Below are 11459 nucleotides of genomic sequence, written 5' to 3' on the forward strand. Positions count from 1 at the left end.
TCTGCACAGAGAGGATAATACAAGGCCGGATAAGACGCTTTCGCGTCGCCATCCGGCATTTTCAGGACTTTGTTATGATGGCATCGCGATGGCCTGCTTCTCTTCGAGCAGTTTCTCCACGACGCCAGGATCGGCGAGGGTCGAGGTATCGCCCAGATTGCTGGTATCGCCCGCCGCAATTTTGCGCAGGATGCGGCGCATGATTTTGCCGGAGCGGGTTTTCGGCAGTGAGTCGGTCCAGTGCAGCACGTCTGGCGTTGCCAGCGGGCCAATTTCTTTACGCACCCAGTTGCGAACTTCGGCGTACAACTCAGGTGACGGCTCTTCACCGTGATTCAGCGTGACGTAGGCGTAGATCGCCTGGCCTTTAATATTGTGCGGAATTCCCACCACCGCGGCTTCGGCAATCTTCGGATGTGACACCAGCGCCGATTCGATTTCAGCCGTTCCCAGACGGTGGCCAGAGACGTTCAGCACATCGTCCACACGTCCGGTGATCCAGTAATAGCCATCTTCGTCACGGCGCGCGCCGTCGCCGCTGAAGTACATATTCTTGAAGGTAGAGAAGTAGGTTTGCTCAAAGCGTTCGTGATCGCCAAACAGCGTTCTCGCCTGGCCTGGCCACGAGTCGGTAATCACCAGGTTACCTTCCGTCGCGCCTTCCAGTGGATTACCTTCGTTATCGACAATCGCAGGCTGTACGCCAAAGAATGGACGGGTTGCAGAACCAGCTTTCAGCTCGGTAGCGCCCGGCAGTGGGGTGATCATGAATCCCCCGGTTTCGGTCTGCCACCAGGTATCGACGACCGGACATTTTTCGTTGCCGATCTTCTTCCAGTACCACTCCCACGCTTCCGGGTTGATCGGCTCGCCAACGGAACCCAGGATACGCAGCGACGAACGGTCAGTACCTTCAATCGCTTTGTCGCCTTCTGCCATCAGTGCGCGAATGGCGGTCGGTGCGGTATACAGAATATTGACCTGGTGCTTGTCCACAACCTGCGACATACGCGCAGGCGTTGGCCAGTTTGGTACGCCTTCGAACATCAGCGTGGTTGCGCCGCAGGCCAGCGGGCCGTACAGCAGGTAGCTGTGTCCGGTTACCCAACCCACGTCAGCGGTGCACCAATAGATATCGCCCTGATGGTAATCAAACACGTACTTAAAGGTGGTTGCAGCGTAGACCAGATACCCGCCGGTGGTGTGCAGCACGCCTTTTGGCTTGCCGGTTGAACCGGAGGTATACAGGATAAACAGCGGATCTTCCGCGTTCATCTCTTCCGGTTGGTGTTCTGAGCTGGCTTTCTCAATAAGATCGGACCACCACAGGTCACGGCCTTCCTGCCACTCCGTTTTACCACCGGTACGTTTGAGGACGACCACATGTTCAACGGTTTTTACGTTTGGATTTTTCAGCGCATCATCCACGTTCTTTTTCAGTGGGATAGCGCGTCCGGCGCGTACGCCTTCGTCGGCGGTGATCACCAGGCGTGAATTGGAGTCGATAATACGTCCGGCGACGGCTTCCGGTGAGAAACCACCGAAGATGACAGAATGCACGGCCCCAATGCGGGCACAGGCCAGCATGGCAACCGCAGCTTCTGGCACCATCGGCATATAAATGGCCACCACGTCACCTTTTTTAATGCCTAAATCCAGTAGCGTATTGGCGAAACGGCAGACATCGCGATGCAACTCGCGATAGGTAATGTTTTTGCTTTGGGTAGCGTCATCGCCTTCCCAGATAATGGCGGTACGATCGCCGTTTGCCTGCAGATGGCGGTCAAGGCAGTTTGCGGCCAGGTTCAGGGTGCCGTCTTCGTACCATTTAATAGACACGTTGCCTGGTGCGAAGGAGGTGTTCTTCACCTGGCTGTACGGCTTGATCCAATCAAGAATCTTTCCCTGCTCGCCCCAAAATGTGTCGGGTTCGTTAACGGATTGCTGGTATTTCTCTGCGTACTGCTCCGGATTTATCAGGCAACGATCCGCAATGTTTGCGGGAATAGCGTGTTTATGTATTTGGCTCATGGCTTTTGTTCTCCTTGTAGGATGTTAATAATATGTCTCATAAACGTTAAATGTAGGGGCTTTGAGAGTTTTGTTTAGTATTTGCGCGGCAGATCACGCAATAAACGAATTGTGCAAATTAGCGACAAACTGAATTTTGAAGGGAACTAGCAAAAATTGATTAAATCTCGCGATAACATGCAGTTATCTAAAGGATTGTTGAAAAGGTGATCTGTCTCTGAATTAGACAAAAGAGTGAGAGATTAGAGGGGGTGTTATAACTCTAAAGTGGTATTTTACATACACTTACAATTGATTAAAAACAACATTTTCAGTGTGGTTTCTTGTTACAAATAGGGTGGAGCAATGTCATGACAGTATTCGTGTGGTTGCTGTTGTGGAAAACAATAAAAGAACCGCCATTGCAGATAATGGCGTCATCTGGATGAGACCCCTATGGCAAGGATAAAATCACGCGTACGCCGTTTCTTCAGCCTGTTATTACCTTTATTATTTATTTCTGCTGTTCACGCTGAACAAACTTCTGTACCTGCAAAAACCGTCACCGTTGAAGCGAAGAATGAAACCTTCGCACCTCAGCATCCCGATCAATATCTCTCCTGGAAAGCCACGTCTGAGCAATCAGCCCGTGAAGATGCACTGGCAGAAGATCCGCGTCTGGTGATCCTGTGGGCGGGATACCCATTCTCGCGCGATTACAACAAACCGCGGGGACACGCGTATGCCGTGACCGATGTCCGTGAAACCTTACGTACCGGCGCACCAAAAACGGCAGAAGATGGTCCGCTGCCGATGGCTTGCTGGAGCTGTAAAAGCCCGGACGTAGCGCGTCTTATCCAGAAAGACGGTGAAGATGGCTACTTCCACGGTAAATGGGCGCGCGGCGGTCCGGAAATTGTTAACAACCTCGGTTGTGCGGATTGCCATAATACCGCGTCACCAGACTTCGCCAAAGGCAAGCCAGAACTGACTCTGTCGCGTCCTTATGCAGAACGCGCGATGGAAGCCATCGGTAAACCGTTTGAGAAAGCCGGTCGCTTTGACCAGCAATCCATGGTCTGCGGCCAGTGCCACGTGGAATACTACTTCGACGGTAAAAACAAAGCCGTTAAGTTCCCGTGGGACGACGGCATGAAAGTCGAGAACATGGAGAAATACTACGACAACATTGCTTTCTCTGACTGGACCAACTCCCTGTCTAAAACGCCGATGCTGAAAGCGCAGCACCCGGAGTATGAAACCTGGAGCGCGGGCATTCACGGCAAGAACAACGTGACTTGTATCGACTGTCACATGCCGAAAGTGCAAAACGCGGAAGGCAAGATCTACACCGACCATAAGATTGGTAACCCGTTCGACAACTTCCCTCAGACCTGCGCGAACTGCCACACCCAGGACAAAGCGTCCCTGCAAAAAGTGGTCGCCGAGCGTAAACAGGCTATTCATGACCTGAAAATCAAAGTTGAAGATCAGCTGGTTCGTGCGCACTTCGAAGCGAAAGCCGCATGGGATGCGGGCGCGACTGAAGCGGAAATGAAGCCGATTCTGGAAGATATCCGTCACGCACAATGGCGCTGGGACCTGTCTATCGCCTCACATGGCATTCATATGCACGCCCCGGAAGAAGGCCTGCGGATGCTGGGTAGCGCAATGGATAAAGCCGCCGACGCGCGTACCAAACTGGTCCGTCTGCTGGCGACCAAAGGCATCACGCATGAAATTCCGTTGCCGGATATCTCGACCAAAGAGAAAGCCCAGGCGGCGATTGGTCTGAACATGCAGCAAATCAATGCTGAGAAGCAGGACTTCATCAAAACGGTGATTCCACAGTGGGAAGATCAGGCACGTAAAAACGGTCTGTTAAGCCAATAACCCCATTCCGCCCCGCAAGGGGCGGATAACTCAACGGAGTGAATATGAGCGTATTACGTTCGTTATTAACTGCTGGGGTGCTGGCGTCAGGCTTGTTATGGAGCCTGAGTGGAATCACTGCCACGCCAACGCCGCAGGAGTCGGATCAACGCTGGACGGTTACCCAACAGCGTAATCCGGATGCCGCCTGTCTGGACTGTCACAAGCCGGATACCGAAGGCATGCATGGTAAGCATGCGGAAGTCATCAACCCGAATAACAAACTGCCGGTCACCTGCACCAACTGTCACGGCCAGCCGTCACCGAACCACCGTGAAGGGGTGAAAGATGTGATGCGCTTTAATGAGCCGATGTACAACGTGGAGCAGCAGAACAGCGTCTGTATGTCCTGTCACCTGCCTGAGCAGCTGCAAAAAGCGTTCTGGCCGCACGATGTCCACGTAACCAAAGTGGCGTGTGCCAGTTGTCACTCACTGCATCCGAAGCAAGACACGATGCAAACGCTGAGCGATAAAGGACGGATCAAGATTTGCGTCGATTGCCACAGCGATCAGCGTAACAATCCGAACTTTAACCCGGCGTCGATTCCGTTGCTTAAGGAGCATCCATGAGTTGCTCTCGTCGCCAGTTTATCACCGGCGTCGGCGCGCTGGTGGCAGTGAGCGGGACGGCGGGGCGCGTTGTGGCGAAGACGCTGAACATCAACGGCGTGCGTTACGGTATGGTACATGATGAGTCATTATGCATCGGCTGTACGGCCTGTATGGATGCTTGTCGCGAAGTCAACAACGTGCCGGAAGGCGTATCGCGTCTGACGATTATTCGCAGTGAGCCGCAAGGAACGTTTCCTGATGTGAAGTATCGCTTCTTCCGTCATTCGTGCCAGCACTGCGACCACGCTCCCTGCGTTGACGTCTGCCCGACGGGGGCATCGTATCGCGATGCCGCCAGCGGCATTGTGGATGTGAACCCGGACCTTTGCGTTGGCTGCCAGTACTGCATTGCCGCGTGTCCTTATCGCGTGCGCTTTATCCATCCGGTGAGCAAAACGGCGGATAAATGCGATTTCTGCCGGAAAACCAACCTGAAAGCGGGCAAACAGCCCGCCTGCGTTGAGTCATGTCCGACGAAGGCGCTGACGTTTGGTAATCTGGACGATCCCAACAGCGATATCTCCCGTTTGTTGCAGCAGAAAACGACCTACCGTTACAAGCTGGCGTTGGGTACAAAACCGAAGGTCTACCGCGTTCCCTTTAAATTTGGGGAGGTGAGCCAATGACATCCGCTTCTGCATTTCATTTTGAATCACTGGTGTGGGACTGGCCCATTGCCATCTATCTGTTCCTGATAGGTATCTCTGCCGGACTGGTCACGCTGGCGATTCTGCTGCGTCGCTTCCATCCGGAGGCGGGCGGTTCGGACAGCACGCTGCTGCGCACTACGCTGGTGTTAGGGCCGGGGGCGATTATCCTCGGTCTGTTGATTCTGGTGTTCCACCTGACGCGGCCATGGACTTTCTGGAAACTGATGTTCCACTACAGCTTCACTTCGGTGATGTCGATGGGGGTCATGCTGTTCCAGTTGTACATGGTGGTGTTAGTGCTGTGGCTGGCAAAAATCTTTGAAAAAGAAGTAATTGCCCTGCAACAGCGTTGGCTGCCGCGGTTAGGTATCGTGCAGAAAGTATTGACGCTGATTGCGCCGTTCCATCGTGCGCTTGAGACGTTAATGCTGGTGCTGGCGGTCCTGCTCGGGGCGTACACCGGCTTTCTGCTGTCGGCGCTGAAATCTTACCCGTTCCTGAATAACCCGATCCTGCCGGTGCTGTTCCTGTTCTCTGGGATCTCCTCCGGCGCCGCGGTGGCGCTGATCGCCATGGCGTTACGCCATCGTAGCAACCCGCACAGCACCGAAGCGCACTTTGTGCATCGCATGGAAGTCCCGGTGGTATGGCTGGAGATCTTCCTGCTGGCGGCGTTCTTTGTTGGTCTGGCGCTGGGCGATGACGGCAAAATGCGCGCGCTGGCGGCGGCACTGGGCGGTGGATTCTGGACCTGGTGGTTCTGGCTTGGCGTGGCTGGGCTTGGGCTGATACTGCCGATGCTGCTAAAACCCTGGGCCAACCGCAGTTCGACGTTTCATGGCGTGCTGGCAGTCTGCGGCGCCAGCCTGACCGGCGTACTGCTGCTGCGTTTTTTTATACTCTATGCGGGTCAGCTAACCGTTGCGTAAGGTGATATCTGGACGTTCTCCTTCCTGAAGCCGGTTTTCTGGCGCTGTTATTAAGCCTTGGGGTCAACGTGTTGACCCCGCTTGCCGTGTTGGTGGGTGTCCGCCAGCGCTGGCAAGGGGTGATGCGCCTTGCAACGGTGGGCGTGTGGGCGCAATTTACCCTGCTACTGCTGGCTTTTGCCATTCTGGTATTCTGCTTTTTGACCAGCGACTTTTCGGTGGTCTACGTTGCTCAGCACAGCTACAGTCTACTGCCGTGGGGATTAAAACTGGCGGCGGTGTGGGGCGGTCATGAAGGATCGCTGCTGCTGTGGGTGCTGTTTCTTTCCGGCTGGAGCGCGCTGTTCGCTTTACGCTATCGGCGTGATACCGACGCGCTGTTTCCGCTGACGCTCAGCGTCCTCTCAATGATTACGGCCCTGCTGCTACTGTTTGTGGTGGTATGGTCCGATCCGTTTGTGCGTATCTTCCCGCCAGCCATTGAAGGGCGCGACCTTAACCCGATGCTGCAACATCTCGGGTTAATCCTCCATCCACCTCTGCTGTACCTGGGTTACGGTGGTTTGATGGTGGCGGCAGGCGTGGCGCTGGCCTCGCTGCTACGGGGTGACTTTAATGCGCAGAGCGCCTGGGTGTGCTGGCGCTGGGCGCTGCCCGGCTGGTGCGCGCTGACGCTGGGGATTATCCTCGGCTCCTGGTGGGCCTACTGCGAGCTGGGCTGGGGCGGCTGGTGGTTCTGGGACCCGGTTGAAAATGCTTCCTTATTACCCTGGCTTTCCGCCAGCGCGCTGCTGCATAGCCTGTATATCACGCGCCAGCGCGGAATCTTCCGCCACTGGTCGCTGCTACTGGCGATCGTCACGCTGATTTTATCGCTGCTTGGGACGCTGATTGTACGTTCCGGCATTCTCGTTTCGGTACATGCTTTCGCGTTGGATAACGTCCGCGCCGCGCCGCTGTTTGCGCTGTTTACCGTGTTGAGTCTGGCGTCGCTCGGGCTGTACGCCTGGCGGGGCCAGCAAGTCCGGCAGAATGCGCGTTTTGGCGGTTGGTCACGCGAGATGCTGATTCTGGTTGCGCTGCTGCTCTTTAGTGCGGTGCTGCTGATTGTGTTGATTGGCACGCTCTACCCGATGATTTACGGGCTGTTCGGCTGGGGACGGCTCTCCGTAGGCGCACCATACTTTAACCGTGCTACGCTGCCCTTTGGCCTGCTGATGCTACTGGTTATCGTGCTGGCAACGGTCAGAAGCCGCAACGTGTCTTTCCGCATCCAGCTTCCGGCACTGCTGGCGCATGCCGGGGTGCTGGTGTTTGCGGCGGGGATCGTCTTTTCCAGCGGTAGCCGTCAGGAGATAAGCCTGAACCTGAGCCCTGGGCAGCAGGTTGAACTGGCGGGTTACATTTTCCGTTTTGAGCGTCTCGACCTGGAAGCCAAAGGTAACTACACCAGTGAAAAAGCGCAGATCACGCTGTGGCACAATGAGAAACGTATTGGCAGCCTGCAACCTGAAAGGCGCTTCTATGCCGCGCGCCGTCAACAGATGATGGAGCCGGGGATCCGCTGGAACCTGATGCATGACTGGTATGCGGTAATGGGTGAAAAAACCGGACCTGACCGCTATGCCATGCGTTTGTACGTGCAGACCGGCGTGCGCTGGATTTGGGGTGGAGGGCTATTAATGGTCTTTGGCGCGCTGCTGAGCGCATGGCGAGGAAGGAAGCATCCAGAGTTATTGCCTGATGGCGCTGCGCTTATCAGGCCTACGAGTGAAAAGCAGGGTAGGCCGGATAAGGCGTTCACGCCGCCATCCGGCAAAACGATGTTACTTGTGGCTTTACTGATTTTTCTACCTTTTACCACCCATGCCCAGGTTGTGGATACCTGGCGCTTTGAAAATCCGCAACAGCAGGAACAAGCGCTGTCCATTGCCAGCCAGCTTCGCTGCCCGCAGTGTCAAAACCAAAACTTGCTGGAATCCAATGCGCCGGTAGCGGTCAGTATGCGCCATCAGGTTTATAGCATGGTGGCGGAAGGGAAAAGCGAAGCCGAGATCACGACATGGATGACCGAGCGTTATGGTGACTTCGTTCGTTATAATCCGCCGCTGAATGAGCAAACGCTGCTGCTGTGGGCGTTACCGTGCCTGTTGTTATTGCTGGTAGGGGTGGTGGTCTGGCGAGTGAGAAGACGTCAGCATACGGAGGCAGGTGAACAATGAACCAGTCCGAACCGCTGTTACGCCCAATGCCTGTGAAGCGGCTGACCGCTGCGGCGGTGCTGATGGTTGTGGCCTGCATTGGAGGCTACTTGTTGACGCCAAAATGGCAGGCGGTTCGTCAGGAGCAGACGCGGCTGGCGGATCCTTTACATGCTTTCTCCGATGAGAATGTTCAGGAAAAACAGTTGCTTTTGCTGCAATCGCAGATTCGCGCTAATCCCCAGGACGGCGTGAAATGGGCGCAACTCGGGGAGTACTATCTTTGGCAAAACGCGTATCATAATGCGCTGCTGGCCTACGAGCAGGCGCTGCGTGTCGGCGGTGAAAATGCTGAGATCTATTCAGCGATGGCAACGGTATTGTATTACCAGGCCGGACAACATATGACGCCACCCACTCGCGAGATGATTGATAAGGCTCTGGCGCTGGATCCGGCAGAGGTCACCGCGCTGATGCTGTTAGCCTCAGATGCGTTTATGCAGGCAGACTACGCCCAGGCTATTTCAGTGTGGCAAAAGGTTATGGATTTAAATTCGCCTAGGGTGAACCGGGCACAGCTCGTTGACTCTATTAATATGGCGAAGTTATTGCAGAATCGGCAAAAATAAATTTGTTTTTTTTGTGATTTGTATCATTTGGCCTGTTTAAAAAACAGGCAAACGAACAAATGGGCGAAAAAAACTCACACCATGACTTCTTCATTTTTGAACATATTAAAATTCTTTTATAACAAAAAGTTATTCATCAATACCGCGATAAAATTGCATTTTTATGCATAAAATCAGCCAAAAGCCCTGTTCTTAGAGGGTTGCGCGGAATGCCATGCAGATGATAATGATAATAAGCGTTAAAAAACTCCATAAACGAACGCAACACAATTCATACCCTTTCAGTATGTACTATTCCCACACACCGCATGTGGAATAGCGCTCCATCGAGGAAGTCCGTTGTTATGAAAAATTTGAAAGTCAGCCTGGCATGGCAGATTCTAATCGCCATGGTGCTGGGCATTCTGCTAGGGAGTTACCTGCATTACCATAGTGACAGCCGTGAATGGCTGGTTGTAAACCTGCTGTCACCGGCGGGCGATATCTTTATCCATCTGATCAAAATGATCGTTGTGCCCATTGTCATCTCTACGCTGGTTGTCGGTATTGCCGGAGTCGGTGATGCAAAACAGCTGGGCCGCATTGGCGCCAAAACTATTCTCTATTTCGAAGTGATCACCACCGTGGCGATTATCCTTGGGATCACGCTGGCTAATGTGTTCCAGCCGGGTTCCGGGATTGATATGTCGCAACTGGCGACCGTGGATATTTCGAAATATCAAAGCACGACTGCAGAAGTACAGAGCCACGCGCATGGTTTGATGGGGACAATTTTGTCACTGGTGCCGACCAATATCGTCGCCTCGATGGCAAAAGGCGATATGCTGCCGATTATCTTCTTCTCGGTGCTGTTCGGTTTAGGTTTGTCTTCCCTGCCGGCAACTCACCGCGAACCGCTGGTTACCGTGTTCCGCTCTATTTCCGAAACCATGTTTAAAGTGACCCACATGGTTATGCGCTATGCGCCAGTCGGCGTTTTCGCGCTGATTGCCGTTACCGTCGCGAACTTCGGTTTTGCCTCCCTGTGGCCGCTGGCGAAGCTGGTGCTGTTGGTGCACTTTGCCATCCTGTTCTTCGCGCTGGTGGTGCTGGGGATTGTCGCGCGTATCTGCGGTTTGAGCATTTGGATCCTGATCCGCATTCTGAAAGACGAGTTGATTCTGGCTTACTCTACCGCCAGCTCCGAGAGCGTACTGCCGCGTATTATCGAGAAGATGGAAGCCTATGGCGCACCGGCTTCAATCACCAGCTTTGTGGTGCCGACCGGCTACTCATTCAACCTTGATGGTTCAACGCTGTACCAGAGTATTGCCGCGATCTTTATTGCGCAGCTGTATGGTATCGACCTGTCGTTGTGGCAGGAAATCGTGCTGGTGTTGACGTTGATGGTGACCTCGAAAGGGATTGCGGGCGTGCCGGGCGTATCATTCGTGGTGCTGCTGGCAACGCTGGGCAGCGTGGGGATCCCGCTGGAAGGCCTGGCGTTTATTGCCGGTGTTGACCGTATCCTCGACATGGCGCGTACCGCGCTGAACGTGGTGGGTAACGCACTGGCGGTGCTGGTTATCTCCAAGTGGGAACACAAATTTGACCGCAAAAAAGCGCTGGCCTATGAGCGCGAAGTATTAGGTAAATTTGATAAAACCGCCTTGTAGGCCGGATAAGGCAACGCCGCCATCAGGCAACCTGCTCCGGGTTGCCTGATGGCGCTACGCTTATCAGGCCTACAACGACTACCCGTTGGTTAACTTATCAAACTCTTCGCAGCCGGTATCGAATCCTTCCGTACAGCTCAGATTCAGCCAGTGCAGTGCCTTCTGTTTATTCTTCACGATAAAACCCTGCTCACCGTTTAAGAACATCATCCCGGCCCAGTATTCGGAATAGCCGGTGCGGGAAATGGCAGAGCTACGTTTGAAATACCACGTCGCTTTCTCATCGTCTGCGGGAATACCCACGCCGTTGGCGTAAATCAGCCCAAGCAGCATTTGCGCGTCGACGGCGGAGTCGTTTTCCAGGTCCTCGGAGGCGTTTTGCAGCAAGGTAATGGCTTTGGGGTAATCGGTGTGTCCAGCCTGAGTATTGACCAGAATACGCGCCAGCGTAATTTCCCCGGTTTTACTGCCTGCCTGGGTCGCTTTTTCCGCCAGCGTTTTGGCCTGGGGGTAATCCAGACTGACCGGATTGGTAATCTTAATCTGTGCCAGCAATGCGTAAGCATCGGCATCACCATTGTCGGCGGCTTTTTGCGCCCAATATTCCGCTTTGCTCAAATCGCCTGAACTAAACCAGGTATCAGCGAGGAAATATTGTGCACGTCGGTCTCCGGACTCGGCGGCTTTCAAAAACTGACTACCGGGCTCTTCGGCATGGACAAAGCATGTCATTAACACCATCAAGGCGAAAAGTCGTTTCATCTTATATTTAGATTTAGTGTAGGGAATGAACAGTATAGAGAGATTATATGCATAAAAAAACGGCCTCCGAATGGAGG

At 53.9% G+C, this 11459-nt stretch carries 9 protein-coding genes; 7 read left to right on the forward strand and 2 right to left on the reverse strand.

Features of this window, described 5'->3' with window-relative positions; genetic code table 11:
- Positions 1 to 72: 72 nt before the first annotated feature.
- Positions 73 to 2031: an acetate--CoA ligase gene (acs, locus tag FDW94_RS13850; protein WP_003826645.1), complete on the reverse strand. Its 1959-nt coding sequence runs from the start codon at positions 2029 to 2031 to the stop codon at positions 73 to 75.
- A gap of 435 nt (positions 2032 to 2466) precedes the next feature.
- Between acs and nrfA the strand changes: the two genes are divergently transcribed.
- From nrfA to gltP, 7 genes are all read left to right on the forward strand, one after another.
- Positions 2467 to 3903 (forward strand): ammonia-forming nitrite reductase cytochrome c552 subunit, encoded by a 1437-nt coding sequence (gene nrfA / locus FDW94_RS13855; protein WP_003826647.1) that lies wholly within the window; start codon positions 2467 to 2469, stop codon positions 3901 to 3903.
- Between the two features lie 44 nt (positions 3904 to 3947).
- Positions 3948 to 4514: a cytochrome c nitrite reductase pentaheme subunit gene (gene nrfB, locus FDW94_RS13860; RefSeq protein ID WP_003826649.1), complete on the forward strand. Its 567-nt coding sequence runs from the start codon at positions 3948 to 3950 to the stop codon at positions 4512 to 4514.
- Positions 4511 to 5182, forward strand: coding sequence for a cytochrome c nitrite reductase Fe-S protein (gene nrfC / locus FDW94_RS13865; protein WP_003031761.1), 672 nt, complete (start codon positions 4511 to 4513; stop codon positions 5180 to 5182). The genes nrfB and nrfC overlap by 4 nt, the downstream gene beginning before the upstream one ends.
- A complete protein-coding gene (gene nrfD, locus FDW94_RS13870; RefSeq protein ID WP_032942109.1) occupies positions 5179 to 6135 on the forward strand; it encodes a cytochrome c nitrite reductase subunit NrfD in 957 nt (318 codons plus the stop codon). The genes nrfC and nrfD overlap by 4 nt, the downstream gene beginning before the upstream one ends.
- Positions 6136 to 6143: 8 nt before the next feature.
- Positions 6144 to 8357: a heme lyase NrfEFG subunit NrfF gene (gene nrfF, locus FDW94_RS13875; RefSeq protein ID WP_137377761.1), complete on the forward strand. Its 2214-nt coding sequence runs from the start codon at positions 6144 to 6146 to the stop codon at positions 8355 to 8357.
- Complete coding sequence (gene nrfG, locus FDW94_RS13880) at positions 8354 to 8965, forward strand: heme lyase NrfEFG subunit NrfG (RefSeq protein WP_003826658.1); 612 nt, start codon at positions 8354 to 8356, stop codon at positions 8963 to 8965. The genes nrfF and nrfG overlap by 4 nt, the downstream gene beginning before the upstream one ends.
- Positions 8966 to 9309: 344 nt before the next feature.
- Positions 9310 to 10620, forward strand: a complete 1311-nt coding sequence (gene gltP / locus FDW94_RS13885) for a glutamate/aspartate:proton symporter GltP (protein WP_020996087.1) — start codon at positions 9310 to 9312, stop codon at positions 10618 to 10620.
- A gap of 78 nt (positions 10621 to 10698) precedes the next feature.
- Here gltP and yjcO read toward each other — a convergent pair whose 3' ends face one another.
- A complete protein-coding gene (gene yjcO, locus FDW94_RS13890) occupies positions 10699 to 11382 on the reverse strand; it encodes a Sel1 family TPR-like repeat protein YjcO (protein WP_137377762.1) in 684 nt (227 codons plus the stop codon).
- Between the last annotated feature and the right edge of the window lie 77 nt (positions 11383 to 11459).

Origin of the sequence: Citrobacter sp. wls757 (assembly GCF_005280935.1) — a bacterium.
Taxonomy (GTDB): Bacteria; Pseudomonadota; Gammaproteobacteria; order Enterobacterales; family Enterobacteriaceae; genus Citrobacter; species Citrobacter portucalensis.

Excerpts from the sequence above, each read along its gene's own strand:
- acs (WP_003826645.1), bottom strand. The coding sequence starts at position 2,031 with ATGAGCCAAATACATAAACACGCTATTCCCGCAAACATTGCGGATCGT.
- nrfA (WP_003826647.1), top strand. The coding sequence starts at position 2,467 with ATGGCAAGGATAAAATCACGCGTACGCCGTTTCTTCAGCCTGTTATTA.
- nrfB (WP_003826649.1), top strand. The coding sequence starts at position 3,948 with ATGAGCGTATTACGTTCGTTATTAACTGCTGGGGTGCTGGCGTCAGGC.
- nrfC (WP_003031761.1), top strand. The coding sequence starts at position 4,511 with ATGAGTTGCTCTCGTCGCCAGTTTATCACCGGCGTCGGCGCGCTGGTG.
- nrfD (WP_032942109.1), top strand. The coding sequence starts at position 5,179 with ATGACATCCGCTTCTGCATTTCATTTTGAATCACTGGTGTGGGACTGG.
- nrfG (WP_003826658.1), top strand. The coding sequence starts at position 8,354 with ATGAACCAGTCCGAACCGCTGTTACGCCCAATGCCTGTGAAGCGGCTG.
- gltP (WP_020996087.1), top strand. The coding sequence starts at position 9,310 with ATGAAAAATTTGAAAGTCAGCCTGGCATGGCAGATTCTAATCGCCATG.
- yjcO (WP_137377762.1), bottom strand. The coding sequence starts at position 11,382 with ATGAAACGACTTTTCGCCTTGATGGTGTTAATGACATGCTTTGTCCAT.